Annotated in this window: 13 protein-coding genes; 2 read left to right on the top strand and 11 right to left on the bottom strand. The window is 66.5% G+C overall.

Translation table 11 applies throughout. The features are described from left to right. Positions 1-75: 75 nt before the first annotated feature. A complete protein-coding gene (locus tag OG394_RS05105; RefSeq protein ID WP_328993717.1) occupies positions 76-990 on the top strand; it encodes an AfsR/SARP family transcriptional regulator in 915 nt (304 codons plus the stop codon). Here OG394_RS05105 and OG394_RS05100 read toward each other — a convergent pair. Both OG394_RS05100 and OG394_RS05095 read right to left on the bottom strand, forming a co-directional pair. Continuing rightward, positions 979-5,157: a carboxyl transferase domain-containing protein gene (locus OG394_RS05100; protein ID WP_328993716.1), complete on the bottom strand. Its 4,179-nt coding sequence runs from the start codon at positions 5,155-5,157 to the stop codon at positions 979-981. The two genes, OG394_RS05105 and OG394_RS05100, sit on opposite strands and share 12 nt — an antisense overlap. Positions 5,158-5,242: 85 nt before the next feature. Beyond that, a complete protein-coding gene (locus OG394_RS05095; protein ID WP_328993715.1) occupies positions 5,243-6,109 on the bottom strand; it encodes a TetR/AcrR family transcriptional regulator in 867 nt (288 codons plus the stop codon). Between the two features lie 175 nt (positions 6,110-6,284). Between OG394_RS05095 and OG394_RS05090 the strand changes: the two genes are divergently transcribed. Beyond that, a complete protein-coding gene (locus OG394_RS05090) occupies positions 6,285-7,169 on the top strand; it encodes an AfsR/SARP family transcriptional regulator (protein WP_328993714.1) in 885 nt (294 codons plus the stop codon). 613 nt (positions 7,170-7,782) lie between these two features. On the opposite strand, the gene OG394_RS05085 is transcribed toward OG394_RS05090, so the two are convergent. From OG394_RS05085 to OG394_RS05045, 9 genes are all read right to left on the bottom strand, one after another. Then, the gene (locus OG394_RS05085; protein WP_328993713.1) at positions 7,783-8,763 is read right to left on the bottom strand and encodes a hypothetical protein; all 981 of its coding nucleotides are present in this window, start codon (positions 8,761-8,763) and stop codon (positions 7,783-7,785) included. Positions 8,764-8,776: 13 nt separating this feature from the next. Continuing rightward, positions 8,777-9,841 carry an alginate lyase family protein gene (locus tag OG394_RS05080; RefSeq protein ID WP_328993711.1) on the bottom strand — a complete coding sequence of 355 codons (1,065 nt, stop codon included), beginning with the start codon at positions 9,839-9,841 and terminating at the stop codon, positions 8,777-8,779. Continuing rightward, positions 9,838-11,466, bottom strand: a complete 1,629-nt coding sequence (locus OG394_RS05075; RefSeq protein WP_328993710.1) for an extracellular solute-binding protein — start codon at positions 11,464-11,466, stop codon at positions 9,838-9,840. The genes OG394_RS05080 and OG394_RS05075 overlap by 4 nt, the downstream gene beginning before the upstream one ends. A 36-nt stretch (positions 11,467-11,502) precedes the next feature. Beyond that, positions 11,503-12,453 carry a carbohydrate ABC transporter permease gene (locus tag OG394_RS05070; protein WP_328993708.1) on the bottom strand — a complete coding sequence of 317 codons (951 nt, stop codon included), beginning with the start codon at positions 12,451-12,453 and terminating at the stop codon, positions 11,503-11,505. Next, positions 12,450-13,436: an ABC transporter permease gene (locus OG394_RS05065; protein ID WP_328993707.1), complete on the bottom strand. Its 987-nt coding sequence runs from the start codon at positions 13,434-13,436 to the stop codon at positions 12,450-12,452. Before OG394_RS05065 ends, OG394_RS05070 begins: the two co-directional genes overlap by 4 nt. After that, positions 13,436-14,680, bottom strand: a complete 1,245-nt coding sequence (locus OG394_RS05060) for a polysaccharide pyruvyl transferase family protein (RefSeq protein WP_328993706.1) — start codon at positions 14,678-14,680, stop codon at positions 13,436-13,438. Before OG394_RS05060 ends, OG394_RS05065 begins: the two co-directional genes overlap by 1 nt. Positions 14,681-14,820: 140 nt before the next feature. After that, the gene (locus tag OG394_RS05055) at positions 14,821-15,834 is read right to left on the bottom strand and encodes a LacI family DNA-binding transcriptional regulator (protein WP_328993705.1); all 1,014 of its coding nucleotides are present in this window, start codon (positions 15,832-15,834) and stop codon (positions 14,821-14,823) included. 227 nt (positions 15,835-16,061) lie between these two features. Continuing rightward, positions 16,062-19,460: an alginate lyase family protein gene (locus tag OG394_RS05050; protein WP_328993704.1), complete on the bottom strand. Its 3,399-nt coding sequence runs from the start codon at positions 19,458-19,460 to the stop codon at positions 16,062-16,064. Further along, positions 19,460-19,813, bottom strand: coding sequence for a hypothetical protein (locus tag OG394_RS05045; protein WP_328993703.1), 354 nt, complete (start codon positions 19,811-19,813; stop codon positions 19,460-19,462). The genes OG394_RS05050 and OG394_RS05045 overlap by 1 nt, the downstream gene beginning before the upstream one ends. Between the last annotated feature and the right edge of the window lie 79 nt (positions 19,814-19,892).

Here is a 19,892-nt window from a genome sequence, read left to right as displayed (position 1 = left end):
CCCCTGTCGTCATCCTGATAACAGGCTGCCGTGGTGCGATTACGCGAGACTTACCTGATTTGAAAGGTAAACGCGTTGTTACGCCAAAACGACCCCGAAACCGTAGTACTCTCGTCGCCCGGGGTAATTGGCTTAGCCGGGTCCAGATGCTGCATCACCCTTTGTCGCGGGGAGGCTACGTTGGGTGCCCGGTCGGAAAATCAAACGCTCGTCCCTCAGAAGCCCTTTCGTGCTTGGCTGTTCGGCCCGTTCCGGGTCGCCCGGGGCAGCACAGACATCGCTGATCAGGCGTGGGGACGAAAAAGCGCACGGACGCTCCTGAAATTGTTTCTGCTGAACCCTGGACGACCGTTCACCGCAGCGGAACTGTGTGACGTTCTGTGGCCGAACGGAAACGCAAAGTTCGCCACTAGAAATCTCCACGTGACCCTTCACTATTTGCGCCGCGTTCTGGACCCGGATTTACCCAGCCGGAGTCCGTCCCGCTTCGTCCGAACCGACGAGATCGGGCGGTACTGGTTCGACGAGGACGACTGGTGGACCGACGTCGGCGAGGTGGATTGGCTGTGGCGATCGGTGCAGGCGTTCGCCGAGCGCGACGACCACACCGCAGCGATCGCGACGCTGCTGCAGCTCGTTGACCACTACAGTCGGGGCTTCCTTCCGGAGGAGCTGTACGAGGACGCGTTCACGCCTTTTCGGGACCTCCACGACCGCAAGCACGACGAGGCACTCCATGCGCTCCTCAAGCTGTACGGCGATCTGGGTCGTCGCTACGAGGTACTGGCATTCGCACAGCGGATCCTGGACCGCGATCCGTACTCCGAGTGCGCGGTCACGGCGCTTGTCGAGGTGCACCTCGCACAAGGCAACCTCGCGGCCGCGATGTCGGAGCTGGACCGCTTCGTGCACACGCTGAAGGACGACCTCGGAACGCGACCGAGCCCACGGATCCTGGCGCTCCGCCGGCGACTGTCGTCATCGAGCTGAGCCGTCCGCGTCCTGGTGGCCCGCACGTTGCAAGGCCGCCTCGACGGCCGAGATGATCGCCGGCCGGAGCCTGTGCGGTGGGATCACCGCGTCGACAGAACCAACTGCGATCGCGCGCTCGACGTCGTGGACGCGATCGAACTCGTGCGCGAGCTCGCCGAGCATCTGCGCCTGAACAGCGTCACGCACATCGGCGAGGTCCAGGCCGATGCGCAACCGCTCGGGCCCGGTGATGCCGCGCAGATCTGCCTCGAGGGCTGCGACCCGGCCGTCGGCCTGAGCACGCCGCCTGGCCTCGCCGGCGAGGACGACGTTCGCCGCCGGAGCGCCCCCGATCACCGAGGCGCGCGCGCCGGCGACGGCCAGCACGGTGAGATTCGGGTTGAGCCGCTTGGAGAAGACGACGAAGGCGCCGCCGTGGTACCGGCCGACGACGCAGAACACGATCGGCCCCTTGAAATTGACGACCGCACGGCCGATCTCGGCGCCGTACTCCAACTGCAGGTTCCGCAACGAGTCCGGAGATCCGTCAAAGCCGGCCAAGTTGGCGAGCACCACGAGCGGGCGGTTCCCGGACGCGGCATTGATGGCGCGCGCGACCTTCTTCGACGCCTGCGGGAACAGCGTTGCGGCGCTGTACATCGGCGGTCCGTCCGCTGGGACCACGCCCTGCCGGCGCGTCGGTCGTGACTCGACACCGAGTAGACAGACGGCGTGTCCTCCGAGGCGAGCGTCCAGGACGACCGCGTTCTGGGCGTCGGCCATGTCGGCCCAGCGTTCGAGCGGTGTCGAGTCCTGATCGATGACCGCGCGCATGACGGTCCGGATGTCGAAGGCCTTCTTGCGCTCCGGATTGTGAGCGATGGAGAAGATCTCGCCGACCGTACGGAAGTCACAACCGTCGACGGCATGTGGGTACTCGCTGATATCCCGATCCACCGGGTCGGTAGTCGGCACCCGCGGTGGCCCGGTCTCGCCGGCCGCGACGTACGTGTGGTCGTAGTGCCGCATCAGAATGCCCGCCGCGCCGGCAAGGTCCGGAGCCCAATACTGGCCCTGCCCGTTCGGGCCCATGACGCGTGCATAGCCGCCGATACCCACCTCGCTGTCGGCCGACACCGCGCCGGAGAAGTCGAGGGACCGCTTGCCGGTCAGCACCATCGCGCTCATCGGCGTCATGATCAGCACCCCTTTGGTGTGCATGAGCATCGTTGCCTCGGCGTTCCAGTACGGTTGCGCACCGACGTTGATGCCCGCAGCCACGACATTGATCTCGCCGCCGGTCTGCGTGAACGAGACGATCCTGCGCAAGGCAGCAGCGACCCAGTCCATGTTCTCCGTGCCGGAGTCCATGGAGATCCGCGCTCCGGAGGACAGTGCGAACCATTCGACAGGCACGCCGAGTCGCTCGGCCAGGTCGATCGCGGCGATGATCCGGCGGCATTCCGGCTCGGCTACCGCACCGAGTGCACGGGTCGGGTCACCGCACATCAGCACTCGGGTCATGCCCTGGGGATACGCGGGGACCATAGTGCTGACAAGGCCGACGACGATCCCCGCGGTACCGCGGGGAGAACCGGGATCGACCGGGACAAGGGCGCCGCCCGCGTCAAGGTCGAGCTCGGCGAAGCACCCGGCCGCGCCCGCGAGGAAGGTGCCCAGGTGGTGCGGGCTGGGATACCCACGCCCGCTCGCCTGCCGGACCCTCAGGTCGTCCGCGTCGAATGGCCGCAGTGGCTCGTCCAGAACCGGGGCGTCGGACACCACGGGAGCCCGGCTCAGCGGATCGAGGGTCAGTCGCCGGCCCGGCCGCCCATGCAGGATCAGTTCTTCCAGGTCCGGATCATCAACGAGTGGGGCCAGTTCGTCGACCGCCGTCGGCTCGGCACCGTGGATCCAGATGTGGACACGGCCGGGGCGGGCCTGTGCCGAGGCCCGGGCGACTCGGACGGCAGCCATGCAATCGTTGACGGCCTGCTCGACGGCGTTACGGTCGTTGGGATCGGCGACCTCGCCGATCGCGACCAGCCGGCGATCCGACGGGTTGACGGCTGCGCGGCATTCGTACAGCAGCACTTCTGACGGCAAGCGCTTGACCTGGAACAGATCCAGCCGATGAAGGCCCAGCCGAGCCGCCTCGCCCGGCAGTTCCACGAGCTGATCCGGCGATTCCATCAGTCGATCGACGGCTGGGTCCTGCAGCGGCCGCTCGTACCACAGATGGCGAACTGCCATTGCGAGATCCCGAACCTGCCGCGCCCGGCCTTGCTCGGACAGCCGGTCCAGGACTGCCGGTGCGCCTCTCGCCGTCGAGGGGCGCTCGTGAAGCCAGCGCTGGAGCAGCGCCTCGGCCACCTGCTTGGCCGTCGAACCATGCCGGCGATGGGCCCTGCAGATCCGGAGGAGCACGTCGGCCGGTGGCGGCTCCGCAACGCCGTACCAGGACGACACACGTTTGAGCCGACTCCGGAGGCCGTCCGCGTCGTCCAAGCTGCGCGAGCGCAGATAGTGGTGAAACGCGTCGTAGGGCGCACCTGTGCACCCCGCTGCCCCGACCGGAACGTCGCGCCGGAACAGGTCGTCCAGGTCGGCGTATGCGGCCAGAAGGTCAACCTCTTCGTCACAAGGCGGACCACCCGACGTGGTCCGGTAGGCCGCGAGCCGGGCACTTGCGATCGCTTCGTCGGCATCGAACCCGAGGATCTGGGCCAGCATCTCGTCGTGACGACCGAGCAGCGGACTCGGGCCGGTGGCGCCGCTCAGGACATCGTCTGTTGCCGGCCGCCGAGCCTCGAAGAGGACAGACCCGACCCGAACCAAAGGGGCGCCGTATGCGACCTGCGCCCCGGGCCGGACGTACCACTCCCCGACCTCGCAGTCGAACGGCGCCCGGACCACCGACTCGAGCTTCATCGACTCCAGTACGGCAAGCGGCGTACCCGCGGCGACACGATCGCCCTCGGCAACGGACTGCTGGACGACGATGGCCGGGATCGGTGATCGCATGATCGACCCGTCCCTGTGCTCGATCCGGATCGGATGACCCGCGACCTCCACGAGCTCGAACCCCCCGTGCGCCGAGGTGACGACATTGATCGCCAGGCGGTCCATGGTGAGCCGCCGCCGGTAGTCGTCGACGCTTTCGACGTGCACCTCGACGTCGGCGGTGGCACCGGCCTCGCTGTGGATGGAGAGCTGGTAAATGTCCTCGGTGCGCTGGAGCACGTTCACGCGATACGTGATCCTGTCGAGTCCGAGGTGAAAGGTGCGTCCGTCGTCCGGCCCCAGCGCGGGCAGCCCGCGCGCGGCCGTGTCCAGGAACGTAGCGACCTCCTCGGCGAGTGCACGGGCATGCGCCTCAACCGCCGCCGTGACCAGAGCGACCCGGCCGGCGGTCTCCGGATACCGGTTGGTGAGCTCCGTCAAAAGCTCGCCCTTGGTGGTAGTTGCCCCGTCTGCGACCACCGTCATACCCATGAGGGCGCGCCCCAACCGGGCGACCGCCTCGTCCGCGGTCGCGCCGTACGCCGTGATGTGCGCCAGGACTGGGCTCCCCAGGGCACAAACGGCATCGCCTTGGGACACTCCGGGATCCACGTGGATCCCCGCGCCGCCGGGCAACTCCAGCAGGCGCACGCGGCGGCCGACCTCCGACCCATTGTCCAGGTCGACCAACCGCAGCTGCGCGGCGGCCGCGAACGCAGGCACCACCACGGCGGGAGTGTCCGGCGGCAGGTTCGCAGCGATCCTGAGCTCTGCCATCAGACGATCGATGCCGGCAGCAACGATCGCGCCGGAGCCGACGACGAACCCCGGGACAGCGGGCTCACAGTCGGCACCGAGTAGCGGGATCCCGAGAGTCCGGCACACCTCGCGTACGCAGTCGTCCGCATCGGGCCAACCGCCGGTCCAGACGGCATCCGCGCCCACATCGGTCAGCACCCGCAGCAAAATGGAACCGTCGCCATGTAGGTGGTTCCTGACGGGCCCCAGCTCCACAGCGACGTCGGCGTCGCGGACGAAGCGCGCGGACCTGTCCTCGCTGAGGTGGAGCACCACCGCACTCACCGATCGGTCCGGCGGCAGGTCCGCGTTCAGGTCACGGACAGCATGGATTGCCTGCAGGGCGGGTGCTCCCCGCCCGATGATCACGAGGCACCTGAGCACATGGCCTCCTCACGGCGGACTTTCCCGCTCGACCATCCGCCCAGTGACTTACAGACGGCATATCACCGGCGTAAGTCGTAATCCGCTAGTCGATGCCCACCCGCTGCTTCGCCCGGCGGTCTGCGACCGCCTGACTGACCCCGATCAGCCGCTCCCAGTCGGTGTCCATGCCGACGCGGGCGCCGATCTCGCGCATCTGGGCCCGGAACAGCACCCCGGACCTGATCAACTGCGGCCGGATGTGACCGTAGACCTCCAGCGTCACGATCGCGAACAACTGCGCCCAGGCGAACTCGAACAACCAGACCATCCCCAGCGCATCCCTGCCCAGCAACGCGGCCAGCTCGGACTGCGCCCCTGAGGCGTGACTGTGGATCGCCACGAACTCGGGATCGAGGGTCTCCGGAGCAGGCACCGGGAAGGGCCGCTGCTTCGACAGCCTCGCCAGGATGCCGCCGAAGTGGTCAGCGAACAGTTCGACACCGTGGGTCCCGGTACCGCTGACTCCACGCGACAGCGGGTGGGTGGAACTGCCCGACTCGGTTCGGATTGTCCGCTCACCGGACAATGAGTTGGTCACGAAGACGAGTTGGAACTCGGACTTGTTGCTCAGCGCCCAATCACGGAACGCAGTCGCGGCCGCCACGATCTGAGCCGCGGGATCCTGGTCGCCGTACACCTCGCCGGCTTCGACCATCTCCCGGACGACGTCAGCGAAGATCGCGTCCGAGAGCAGTTCATTAAGGGCCGCCGGGTTCTTCACGTAGCGGTACAGCGCGGGCGGCGTCAGGCCCATCTCTGTTGCCAGAGCTCGCAACGTCACTTCCCGGCCGTCGCGCAACATCGATCGCCCGATCTCGACGATCTCGTCGAAGGTCGCTAGCCGTTGACGTTCCCGGCGGGTGAGGACAGGACGGTCATGGCCCTCACCTCTGGATTCACGCTGAGTCATTGCCAACCTCCGGCCATGAGGGCCTGCGACAGGGAACGCAGCCCTTCAGAGCAACAGTAACGCTTGACAACTCCAGTGAACCACATTCACCCTAAATGGCATTAACAAGCCGTACGCCAACCGACTGGGGTTACGGAGGGCAATCAGAGTGAACAGCGTTAACCGTAGGGTGGGGATGCTTGAGCCACTGGAATGGGTTCATCCCAGAGAGCGAGAGCACAAGGCGGTCTATCGCGCGTACCTGTTCGGCCCGTTCCGGGTGTTCCGGGACGGCGAGGCGCTGGGACAGCGCAGCCAGCGCAGAGAGAAGGCTCAACTGTTGCTGAAGTGGTTCCTGCTCAATCCGGGCCAACCGCGCTCGATCGACGAGCTGATCGACCTGGCGTTCCCCGCGGCGTCACCGGACAAGGCCGCGAGTAGCTTCCACGTCGCAATGCACTGCCTGCGCCGCATGCTCGAACCGGACCTGCGCCCAGGCAAGGAGTCGTCATACATCCGCCGCAGTAGCAACAATTTCTACCGCTTCGAGGCCGACGACGAGTGGTGGACCGACACCGCCGAGGTCGACCGCCTCTTCGACCAGGGCCGCATGAGCGACAGTCGCGGGGACGCACAGCGGGCTTGCTTCTACTACGGCAAGGTCGTGGGCCACATGAACAGGCGGCTCCTGGAAGACGACAACTCGCAGGAACAGTGGCTCACGCCGCATCGCCGCCGGTACCAGGCGCTACAGCGCGAGGCACTGCTACGTCTCGTACAGATCCACGGCGTGCGCGGCCAGGTCGACGAGTCCCTCGAATATGCCCACCAGATGCTGATCGACGACCCGTACAACCAGCTCGCCATCATCACCATCGTCGAGGCCGACCTCGCACACGGGCGCCTCGCACACGCGCGACAGCGGATCAGCACCTTCCTCGAGTCGCTGACTCGCGACCTCGGAATCGCTCCGAGCCACGACATGCTGACGTTGAAGGCCCGAGTCCGGCAAGACTTCCCGCGCACGTCAGGCGGTGACACGCAACGCGAACTGGCATCGACCTCGGGCCGCGCCGGCTAAGGCATTTAGCGATGCCAGGAGTCGACGGAAGCAGACACGCCTGGGGGTCCGCCGGGAAGCATGTCCGTCCCGACGTCCAAGTGTGGATCAGCCGACCAACCACGGACCTTGCGGTCCGTGTGGAACAAGCTCAAGGCGTGTGGTTAAGGTCCGTGTTCCTCCTCGGACACAAACGAGCCGCAGGTCTAACACAGACCCGCGGCTCTTTTAGTTGCAGAGACCTTGTGGCCTTTCAGCGGCGTACAACTCGTGCCGGTCCGCTTGGTCGAACACTGCTGTCATGCCACCGAACTGGCCCAAGGCTATCCGGATCCCCCCGACTAGTCGTGCGCTGCGTCGGCTGCAGTGACTCGAGCCCCGCCTGGGCCGCCCTCTTCTCAGCGACGGCGCGTTGTACAGACCGGTCAGCGCCTCCGGACCCCAACCCGCTTCGAACGCCCGTTGCAGCCGGGCCATCGCCGATTCCGCAGCCGCGATCCGCTGCCTGAACGCGGCCGGAGCTTACGTCTGCGAACCGGACTGAACCGAGAGCCGCTCAATTCCCGTGCATGCCAGGTCGCGGGAGACGAAGCACGGGAATTGCCGCATCAGCGGCAACTCCCGTGCGCGGGAGTCAACCGCGGTTGTAGGGCTGCACCGCCGCTTTGCTGGCGCCGATCCTCACGTTGCGGAAGTCGGAACGGAACGTCGCGCCCGGCTGGTAGTCCTTGTACATGCCGAACTTGATCCTGAATTCGTTCTTGAAGGAGTCATCCTTGCAGATGGAACGCGTCGCGTAGCCGAAGTACTCATCCTGCTCGAAGACCTTCTCCTCAACGGTGGTCGCTCCCACTCTCTTGTGGTAGACCGCGATACTCCCCTTCGCCGCACCGTCGTGGTAGGGCTTCACGTGATACTTGATGACGAAGGAATGCCACTCGTTGACCCCGACGCTCCTGGTCGCCATCGACGTGTTGTAGTCCACGCCCGGCGCCTCGCCACGGCGCACGAACTGGACATTGTGTCCGTTGCCGGCGCCTGACTGGATGCGCACACCGCCGATCGGGTTCGCGGTGCACTGCCACAGCTGCAGCACGTACGCCCCGCTGCCCGTCACGTCATCGACGCCCGCAGGAATACGAACGTCGAACCCGACCCACACATCGGTGTGGAACGGCAGATCCCACCCCGTCGCCAGCTCCGAGCGGTCCCGGAGGGTATTTCCAGCAGCGTCCTTCCAGGTGTTCTTGGCGGCGTCCTCAACGATAGCGCCTGGGTACCTGAAGTCCTTGTCCGTGCGGAACGTCAACGCCCGCGCCTCCGAGGTCCCGGTGATCTGGGGTGCCTCCCCGGCTCCCTGACACTTGCCCGGAAAGTAGCCTTCGCCCTCCCTGAGGTTGCCGCCGGCACCGATCTCCGCACTGCACGCAGCGGCGTTCTCGATCGTCCAGGTCCGGCCGGCGATACCCGCCGAGTAGCTGGGGACCGCGGCTGCCGCCGCACTGGCGGGTTGTGGGTTCGTCACGGCGGCGACACCCACCGAGGCGCTCAGGGTCAACGCCACGGCGAGGGCCATCGTCTGTCGAGCAAGTCGACTAGGTGCTGGGATCTGCATCTGTGTCACTCCTTTAAGTCGGGGTCTGTTCCATGGCTGCGGTTGACGGGATCTCGGGGGCGGGTAGGTCTTGCCTTCGCAGGGTTTCCGCGAACGCTTTGAGGCTCGGGGTCTGGTAGACGGCGGCGGCTTCGTCGGCGAGCCAGAGAGCGGTTCGGTCGAGGTCTGAGGGCTGCCGGGGCCAGATCCATCGACGGTCGTCGTTGGCGTGGCCGGCCCAGAAGTGGAACGCGTCGCGGAGACTGCCGAAGCCGGGTTCGGCGGGCGCGTTCCAGAGCTCGCGGCCTTCAGCAGCTGCGACTCGACAGCAGACGGCGAAGGCTCGTAGACAGTAGACGGTGTAGAGCAACGAGTCGGGACGAGCCAGTTCTCTCGGGAGCGCGCCGCCGGCAGCGATGTGGCGCAGCCGGATGTCGAACCGATCGAGGATCTCGGTGAGTGCGGTCCGATCATCCACGAACTGCAGATAGCGCAGTACCTGCGCGTCCCACCAAACTCCGTGGTTGTTGGGCATCAATTCTTCCTGCCGGCCGAGTTCGCTCGACCGCATCCAGTGGGTCAACTCGGCGAACCAGTCCTGCAGGAGCGGGAGGCCTTCGGTGAATCGTCCGGCCCTCACCAGCAGGTCGACGTGATCCAGGAGGTCGGTCAGCAGCGTCGCCTCGATCTGCCCGATCGCCGCACCGTCGTGCTGACCGGGCAGCGCGGCAGCGTGAGCGAAGTTGGGGCGCATCGCGGTCGCCGGGTCCAGGAACCAGCGTTCGAGACGTTCGACCGCGGCGTCGGCGTAGCGTGCCTCGCCGGTTCGGAGGTGAGCTTGCACCAAGGTGTTGACGGCCGCGACCGTCTGCCGGAACCGCCGTTTGTCGTAGCGATCGCTCCACGCGTCCGGGTTCCGCCGGCCGTCGACCCTGATGTACGGCAGACCGTCGGCTGTCTCCGGATTCGGCCAGGAGTAGTTGCCGACCGAGTAGTAGTCGTGGGCATCTCCGGCCCAGTCCGACGGCTCACGGTCGAGGATGGAGTACGGCCGACCGGCCAGGAACTCGTCGGCTCGGGCCACCAGCTGACGGCTCATTTGGGTCCCGCCTCCGAGAAAGCCTGCTGATACTCAGCCCGGATCTTGTCGCCGCCGCCGTTGCGCCACTTGGTCACGGCCTCCTTCCAGCTCGACACGGGTGCGCGTCCAGCCAAGATGCCGTTCCGCGCATCGGTCAGGCCCTTGCCCAACTGCAGACCTTTGGCCGCATCGGTCTCGGAGTACAGGCCCTGGGTCGGATCAGGGGCGAGAATCGGCAGAGCGGCTTCCTGGTAGTCGAAGCGAGCCTGGGTGACATCGCGCCGGCCCGGGTCGTAGATGGCCAGGGTCGGTCCGGAGACGTACCCGAACGGCACCAGCCGCAGATTCTGGCCACGCGAGTTCAAGATCGGCTCCTTGCCCTCGAACTTGAATGTCTGTCCCTCGATCCCGAAGTTGCGCAGGAGATACTCGGAAGATCCGAACGGCGCGGCCAGCCAATCGAGTACCCGGAGCACCTCGCGGACCCGGTCCGGTTCGGCCTGGGTCACAGCGGTGAACGCCTGAGCCGCACTCCCCCGAGGATGTAAGGGCTTGCTCGTCGCGTCGTAGCCGAACATCGCTAGCGACCCGAGCTTGAAGCCCGGCACCTCGGCTCCCCACATCTCGTACTTGCTCCAGCCGGCGTACCCGCCGAAGACGATCGGCGTGGTCCCGTTGGTGAACCAGTCGTTGCGTTGGTTGTTGGACGCCACCAGGCCGTCCGGATGGAAGACGCCGGCGTCGGCTAGCTCGCGGGTGTCGGCCAGCGCCTTCTCGTACTCCTCGAGCTCGATGTTGGAGGTGAACTTCCCGCCGTCCTCGATCCAGGTGCCGGGGATGCCCAAGGAGGCGGCGATCATGGTCAGGGTGCTGCCCGGATCGCCGCAGGCCCAGCGGGACTTGCGCTCGTTGGTCAGCCCCTTCAGCAGTGCCTTGAACTCTCCGACGTTCTTGGGCTGCGCGGGCAGTCCGGTACCGGCGACGAGGTCGGCGCGGATCCAGGCGACCGACGGGATCGGTACCCGGGCGATCGGTACTCCCCACAAGGCGTTGCCGTACACGGTCTTGCGCCACGAATCGGTGGACAGACCCGCCAGGTTCGGATAGTCCTTGACGGCATCGCCCGACAAGTACTCGGTCAAGTCGGTGAACTTTGCCTTCAGCAACGCGGGCAACTGCTGCACCGAGCCGTAGATCGACACCAGATCGGGCAGATCCCCGCCGGCCACGGTCGTCGCGAACCGTTGAGCGTAGTCAGCCGCCGGCGCGTACGTGATGTCGAGCTTTCCACCAAGTCGCTTGTCGACCTCCTGCCACAGCGGATTGCCGGACTTGCCGGGCGCCACCGGGTCGAAGGTGTAGGTGAGAGCGGAGACCTGGCCACCCGGCAGCGGGGGCTTACTGACCGCCGCGACGGGGTTCGGCGGGTACTCGAAGTACCCGCTCATGCCGAGCGGGCTTGCGCTCTTCAGCGCGGGTTCGGCGTTCCCTGCCTGGACGAACGTCGGGAGAATGTCCGCTCCGATTCGGCCGGAGGAACTCGTCGTCGTCTTGGCGGAGCAGCCGAGAGCTGATCCGGCGGCACCTGCGACGGCTGCCGCGGACAGCCCTTTGAGCAACGTACGGCGCGAAAGCGAATCCATGGTTAAGGTCCCTCCTCATGGCGGGCGTCCGGTCGATCAGCCTTTGACGGCGCCGATCAGAAGTCCCTTGCTGAAGTGCTTCTGGATGAACGGGTAGATGATCAGGATCGGGATGATGGACATGACCAGAATCGCCATCTGGATCGATGCCTGGGGTGGCAGCGACTCGGTCGACGCCGAGAGCTCGTCCGTACCGAGCGGCGTCTGGTTCACGACGAACGTTCGCAGGACCAGCTGCAGCGGCCACTTCTCCGGCGACGGCAGGTAGAGCAGGGCAGAGAAGAACGCGTTCCAGTAGGCGACCGCGTAGAACAAGCCGACCACCGCGACGACGGCCTTCGAGAGCGGCAGGACGATGAGGGTGAGGATCCGGAGTTCGCCGGCCCCGTCGAGCTTCGCCGACTCGGTCAGCTCACTGGGCAGCTCGAGGAAGAAGGACCGCATCACGATCACGTTGAAGGCGTTGACCACCACCGGCAGGATCAACGCCGCCAGGTTGTCGATCAGCCCGAGTTGCTTGACTGTCAGGTACATCGGGATCATGCCCGGATTGAACAAGAGGGTGAACAGTGTCATCAGCAGGATGGGCTTGTGCAACAGCGATCCCGGCCGCGACAGGGCGTACGCGAGCATGATGGTGCAGGCCAGCGACAGGACGGTGCCCACAACGGTGACCACCACCGACACGCTGAGGGCCCGCGTCACCACTCCTCCCGACAGAACGGCCCGGTACGCCGCGAGCGACGGCTCGCTGGTGAAGAGGACGAGCCCGCCGCGCGCGCTGATGTCGCGTTGCGGCGCCAGACTCGTCATCACGACGGCGACGAACGGGACGATCACCGCCAAGCAGGCGACGGTCAGCACCGCACCGCGCGCCGCGGTCACCCAGCGCGGTTGCCGTCCCATCCAGGCAGGCCGCTCGTCCGACGCCGGTTGACGGTTGCGCCGCGCCCGGCGTTCAGCGGTGGTCTCCAGTAGTCCGGTCATTTCGAGTACACCCCCCGCTCCCCCATAGCGTGGGCGAGCCGGTTCGCTCCGAGGACGAGAACCACGCCGACGACGCCCTTCACCAAGCCGACCGCGGCCGAGACACCCCAGTTCCCGCCGATGATCCCGTTGTTGTAGACGTAGGTGTCGAGCACTTCGGAAGCCTGCGCGCCGACCGGACCCTGCTGCAGGAGGATCTGCTCGAACCCGACCGTGAGCGAATCACCCAGCCGCAGGATCAGCAGCAGGACGATCACCGGCCGGATCGCGGGCAGCGTGACGTGCCACAGCTGCCGAAGCGGGCCGGCCCGGTCGATCGCCGCTGCCTCGTACAGGTTCAGGTCGACCTTGGAGAGCGCGGCCAGGAAGATGATGGTCGACCATCCGGTGTCCTTCCAGATCACCTGCGACGTGATCAGCAGTTTGAACAGCTCCGGTACGCCGATGATCTGGAAGGTTCCCAGGTTCGCGGAACGCAGCCACTCGTTCAGCATTCCGCCGTTGCCGAACATCTGCTGGAACAACGCCACGACGATGACCCAGGACAGGAAGTGCGGCAGGTAGAGGATCGACTGCGTCAGCTGCTTGGCTCGTTCGTTCAGCATCGAGTTGAGGACCAGGGCCAACGCGATCGGCAACGGGAATACGAACAGCACCTGGACCATCGTGATGATCAGTGTGTTGACGAGCGCGTTCAGGAACTCCGGGTCACCGTTGAAGATGACCGAGAAGTTGCTCAGGCCAACGAAATCCGATCCGCTGATGCCGAGGAACGGCTGGTAGTCCTGGAAGGCGATCACGTTGCCCAGCAGCGGCAGGTAGTGGAACAGCACCAGGACGATCACGCCCGGTACTGCGAGCACGAGCAGCACCCGGTCCCGGTGCCATCGGGCCGCGAGCTGTCCGCGGACGCGCGTCTCGCGGCCGGCCGGCGCACCGGGATCTGCGCCGGCCTCCGGCCGCACCTTGATCCCCGACGACATCAGTGGATCCTGCTGCCGACCGCTGCGATGGCGACCTCGACCATCCCCCGCACGCGCTCCTGCGCGCCGTCCCGCGCCTGCCGCGCGCCTTCGGCCGCGGCCGGCCGGTCGTCGACGATCTTCTGCAGGAGTTGCCCGGCCTCAGCTTCGGCCCCCGGACCCAGCTCGACGAACGGCAGTCCGAGATCGTTGTACATCTGGCCCTTGATCGTGTCGGTCGGCTGACGCAGGTAGACCGACGGCACACCTTCCGCCAACGCGATCAGAGGTGAGTGGCACTCCATGCTCACGACCGCGCCAGCCCGCCGGTACACCGCGGCCGCCTCGGTCAGGTCCCAGAACCGCGGCAGGATGTGAACCAGGCCCGCCACGTCGGCAGGGAAGGTCCCCGCGAACTCGGCCTCGGCGACTTCCATCGCGTAGCTCATCTCCGGCACGATGAGCGCCGGCTCGCCAGTGGCTCGCACCCAGCCGATCACGGTCTGCCGCAGAACGTCCAAGTCGGACTTCAGATAGCCCGCGTTGTAGGCCGTCCGGCGAACATCCTCGGCCCCGGGTGGGTAGTTCCGGATCTGGTGGTACGGCGTGAAACGCAGCCGCGGTACGACGCAGAGGAAGCGTCCGGGCTTCAACCCGTACTCCGCGAGGACCGCCTGGCCGTCACCGTCGTCGACCACGTCGAACATCACGGTGGCGTCCGGACCGAACGCTGTCGTCGACGCCCTGAGGTTCTGGCCGGCCAGGAACCGCTCGGTCAACGAGTCCCGGCAGTAGACGAACGCGGCCGTGTCGAGCACCTCGCGCTCGAGCTCGCTGAGCAGGTCACCGTCGATCGCGCTGACCATGCTCGCCGCCCGGGCCAGCGTCGAGCCGTACGGCCGGAGCGGATCTACTGTCACCCCGAAAATGCCATGCGGCTTTCCGGTCCGCCGATGCCATTCGGCGACCTCCACCTTGGCAACGAGCGATGGCCCCGACCCGTGGACCAAAAGGTCGCCTTCGGCAAACAACCGTTCCAGATCCGGGCTGAGCGGCTCGCCGGGCACGACCCGGTCCTCGACGATCTCGACGTCCGGAAAGTAGCGGCCGAGCATCTGCCGTACGCCCTCGTCGATGCTGCGAGCCCACAGCGTCAGCTTCGCCTCCGGTGCGTAGCGCTGAAAGGCTCGGAGCGCGCCTGGCGTATGGGCGACGTCGCCGATGTTGACGGTTTGCCAGCCGGAGACGAGAACGACGTGAACCATGAAGAATTCCCTGTCCAGCCCATCTCGAGCAGCGGTGGGCTTACGGTCGATTCAGAGCAACGACGAGCATCATGCCGGTGATTCACCGGTTAATCAAGGTCCTATGAGCCCGCGACCATGGGCTCACGGCAGATCGGCGCTCAGCCGGCGTACGGTGCTGTCGATCCCCGATCGATCAGTTTCGGCGCCGGCCGCGTCACCAGAGCTGACTGGACACGGCGGCCGTCGATCATCCGTCGTAGTGTCGTGTAGGCACGCATTCCGGCTTGCTGCACAGGCATCCGGACCGTGCTCGGTGCCGGCCGCATGGCGTCGGCGATGGGCAGATCCTGGTACGCGACGATCGACAGATCAGCGGGAATCCGCAGGCCGAGATCGACGACCGCCGCGATCGCTCCTTGTGCCGCGGCGATGTTGTCGATGATCAGCGCGGACGGCGGTCGGGCCGAGCCCAGCAGTTCGCGCGTCGCGGCCGCCAGGTCCGGCGGCTCGTAACCGACCTGCTTGATCAGCGACCGGTCGAAACGCACCCCCGCTGCCCGCAACGCCGAGCGGTAGCCATCGACCCGGGCGCAACTGGCGATCGGGACGACGGGGCCGCCGACGAGTCCGATGCGGCGGTGCCCGAGACCCAGCAGGTGCGTCGTGGCCAGACCGATCCCGGCCGCGTCGTCGATCCACACCGACACGGAGTCGTCCGGTCGCGGGTTCTGCAGGATCACGTACGGGATCGACCGCTTGGTGAGTTCCTCAGCGGTCTCGTTCCCCCACTGGGTGGACCGCAACAACACCCCGTCGACCATGCCGGTGCCGACGATCCGGCTCATCAGGTGGCTATCCGGCCCGATCCACAGCGCGTCGGCCAGCAACAGCACATCACCGTGTTCCTCGGCGGCCGCATGCATGCCACGAATCGCCAGTTCGAAGACCGGGTTCGCGATCTTCGGCACCACCGCCGCGATCACTCCCGATCGGGACAGACTCAGCGACTTCGCGGCGTGGTTGACGCGATAGCCCGTGTCCTGGATCGCCTGCTCGACGCGCAGCCGGGTCGCCTCGCTCATCCGGACGTTGCCGCGAGCCCCGGAGACCACCGCGGAAACCACGGCCGTGGACACCCCGGCCCGCTTCGCAACGTCCTTGATCGTGGTCATGCCGCCAGCGTAACCGCCCCCGCCCTTGACGCCGATCAACGGAGGCGACGCCCAGGAAGGGAACACCGGAGCCTCGGCGAACACCGTCTTCGGTAGCGGACAGACGTCACGGTGACCGGACAGGGGTGAGGCCCGGGAATGAACCAGATCTCTGCCGGAGATCTGGCTTGCTCTCCCGGGGCCTCACGTGATCACATCGTCACCACCGGCTCAACCGGAAAGGTTCTTCACTGTGGACCTGGGCGCCGGCCTGCGCCGGGAACACTTGGACGGACGGGCTTTCGCTCGCAGGAGCGTGCGACCGTGAGGTTCTCGAACGTGCTCTCCGTGGATGAGTAGAGCCCGACGCCGCCGTTGCGGACAACGGTGTCGCGACCCTCCAGGATCTGAACGCCGTTCAATGTCACGGTGATGCGGTCGCCGTGAATCGCCGCACCAAGTTCGACGGGCCCTGTCAACGGGTTGCTGAGGGCTACCGTGCCCACCGTGACCGGACCGGACGCGTGAGCCTCGCGGATGATACTGGCGTACTGAGTTCTACTGCTCGTCTTGCCGAGGTGGATCCGGTACCCATAGGAGTCCGAGGTGTCTCGCAGCGAGATGCCTGCGGTGCCGACGGATCCATTGATCGTGACCGTGGCCTTCGCGGCATAGTCACACGTCTCGGAGAAGCGTGACGGCAGCGTCGAGTCGGCCAGCACGTGCGCCCTGCTATCGGTAGGCGCGAGCTTCAACTGACCCGAGTTGACGGACACCTTTCCCGCGATACCCCGCCAAGTGGCCTGGTCGAGCCCTTCCTTGATCGTGATGTTGTCGAAGGCCGCGGCCCGGCCATGTGTGGAGGCGGCGGCACCACCGGTCGGCAACTGCGTGTCGTCTGCGGAGATCGACGTGTTGCCCACCGTGGCGATCAGATGCTTCCCGACCGCGGAGACGGTCAGCGTGTGCGCGCTGTCCGCGTTGATGGGCAGCTCCGTCTCCGCGAGAAGCGTAGACGTCGCGTTGTAAACCTTCACGAGCTGCAGCTTCGCACCGCCCGGCGTACTGACGACATCGGCCCGGTAGTAGTTGCGGGAATCGTGGTAGCGGAACGCGAGACCTGTCGTTGCCGTCGTCTGGTTTCGTGTCCCCGGAACGATGTCGGCAGTCACGACCACGTCATCCGGCACGTCCTGCTGCACCGCCAACGACTGCGTGTCCGTACTCGAGGTCTGCACCAGCTGCGTGTCAGGCTGCGCGCCGCCCAGGGTCCAGGTGCCCTGCACCGGCGTCCAGCCGTCAAGGGAGCCATTGAAGTCATAGACAGTGCGGTCCAGGCTCGCGTCGGTGAACTTTTCGTTGAGCAACGGCTTCGGGGCGAAGGCCGCCTTGGCCGACACGGTGACGAGGTCGCCGGTGCGGGTGAACGCGGTCGGGGTGCCGTTGATCTTCACCGCGCGTGCCTTCGGCGCGTTGATCGAGAGGGTGCCGGTGAAGGGGTCCCCGAGCGAGATTTGGGCGGTAGCGCCCTGCAGTTCCACACTGACGTCGGACACAACTCCGGAGGCTTTGATGACGGTGTCCCCGTTGTCGACCAGCGACGATCCCTGGGTCAGCGCGTACCGCGTCAGCCCGCCGCCCTTGTTGGCACGCTCGAGGTAGGCGGTCTCGGCGTTGGTCGCGGCAGCCCCGAACTGCCTCGACGAGGGAATCGCCTCGCGCGACAGGTAGAAGCGGCCGGTCGCTTTCGGCAGGTCGATTTCCATGGCGCTCGCTACCGAGTGATCCACCTGGGGCAGATCGATGCGCGACGCCTTCACCGAGGGTGCGGCGCCGGCATTGCCGGGAACCACGACCGTGTCCACTCCTGTGGCGCCGGTGGCGGACCAGTCGTACGACAGGTAGTCGACGTCGGTGAGAACCTGCTCGCCCACGCGCACGGCGCCGTTCTTGTGGACGCTCGACGTGAGATCGGCGCCGGGCTGGGCCACGGGGACGAGCTGCACGCCGGCAACCGGTGTGGCGCCGGGCACCGTGTCGAACCCGACCGTGGCGACGTTCGTGTTCAGGTCGACGGCGACCGGATCGCCAGGGAAGTGCCAGAGCTGCCGGTAGTCGTGCGCGCCGGTGTCACCCGTAAGGTCGTCGGAGACGACCCAGAAGCCGGGCTTGACGAAGTAGACGACGCGATCGTGCGCGATCGGCCGGTAGGCCTGCGTCTTACCGCGGTAGATGTCGAGGCCCGCGTTCGAGCGCCACAGCGACGTCGAGCGGGGCGGGCCGGCGGGCTGCGGTTGTCCATCGACCTCGATGGTGTTGTGCGCCTCGGTCGTGCGGCGCATCCAGTCGTTCGTCGGGGTGGCGCTGTAGTCCCCCGCTCCGGGGTCGACGATCAGCGGACGCCCGTACGCCGCCATCACCAGGCTGAGGTCGTCGGGATGCCGATGGGAGGCCGTATAGCTGGAGTTCTGGTTGTTGATCAGCATGTACTGGGCGTCGGCGTCCCACCCGGACCGCTGGACCGCATAGCTGATCGGGAACACCGTGGACGACAGCCTCGGGACGGTCCCCTCGGTGCGCCCGGAGGCGACCCAGGTGAAGTCGGACCAGGAGTTACGCTCACCGGTCTTCCGAATCGCGCTCTCGCCCGCGTCCGTGTTCGGAGAATCACCGACGAGCGCTGTCTCGAGATTCGGCTGACGGGTCGCGAACAGCGCATCCGCGATCCAATCCGCTGACCGAACAATCCCGTTGGGCAGGGTTCGCCCGTTGGCATCCGCTACTTCGATCATCGTGTTGATCAGATCCGCCACGTAGGCCTGATAGTTGAACGTCGGCTCGCGGTACACGCCGTCGCCCTTCACCCAGGCGCGCAGGAACCGCTCGACCGAGCGCACCACGAACGGCTCCCAGCCGAAGGACGCCTTGAACTCGGGCAGATAGACCGCCGAGACGTAGATCGCGCGGGCCATCGAGACATACCAGTTGTTTCCGACATGGATCTGCAGCACAGTCGCGAGGCGATCCGTCGTCGCGTGCACCCCGGACAGGTACGCCACGAGGTCATTCGCGTCGATGCTCGGCTCCGTCCGGAACACGGAGAACGCGCTGACGAGCTGGGTCAGCCGCTTCCCGCCCGACAGGTTGCGGTTCTGCGGCCAGCTCGGATTGTCGGCGAAGAAGTCCAGGGAGATGTCCATCCACGCCGACGCGTACGCCGCACGCTTCTGCGGGTCGCTCTCCTTCAGATAAGCGCTCGTCAGCGTCGACAGGAACGCGAAGTCACTCATCAGAACTTGTGCACTCCCTGGGGTGGTCTCCGTCCCGCCCCAGAGGTCCGCCCAGTCCACGTCGATCCGCTGCGCGGCATCGTCGAAGAAGTCACGGGTCACGGTGCCGAACCGGAAGATCCCCGCCGCCAATTCGTCGGCGGTCGCGTCGCCGCCTCCTCCCCCGCCCACCCCCGGGTACTCGATACCCGAGCGGCCCGCGTAGTAGACCTTGAGCTCGGCCGCGGCGCCCGCCTCATCGCCGGCGACAAGCTCCGCCGCCACGCGGGCGAGCCCCGGACGCGTCAGGTCGAGCAGCTCACCGAGATCCGACATGCCGGTCGTGGCGGCCCGGGCCGGTGACAGACCCGTCACCATCAGAGCCACCGCGATTGTCGTCGCAGCCCACGCACGGGCACGGCGGCGAGTGCTCCGCCGAAGAAGTCTTCGTTGCATCCCATCTCCTCATGACTCGTAAGAGTGCTCGCTGAGTCCTTCGACTCCAGGTCGGGACTGTCCAGCAGGCGGGTAGCCGCGCCGATGTCCGTGTGGTCGAACGCGAACGTGCCGTCCGGCCCGAAGGCGACGCCGGCGCTGGTGTTCTTCTGGCCACGGAAGGTGGCGAGGGTCAGCGATTCGCGGCAGCAGACGAAGTCGGCGCCGTCGAGCCGGTCCCGAACGTCGTCGTCGAGAAAGTTCGGCGGGAGCACGGAGCGGCGTGCTGATGCCATGCGCGCTCCCTAGGTGACGTATCGTTAATTCACCGTAGACTTGGTTGAGACGTTACGTCAACGGTTCGAGGAGGTGCGC

The sequence above is a fragment of the Kribbella sp. NBC_01245 genome (assembly GCF_036226525.1).
GTDB lineage: Bacteria > Actinomycetota > Actinomycetes > Propionibacteriales > Kribbellaceae > Kribbella.
This window is presented reverse-complemented; position numbering and strand designations above follow the sequence as displayed.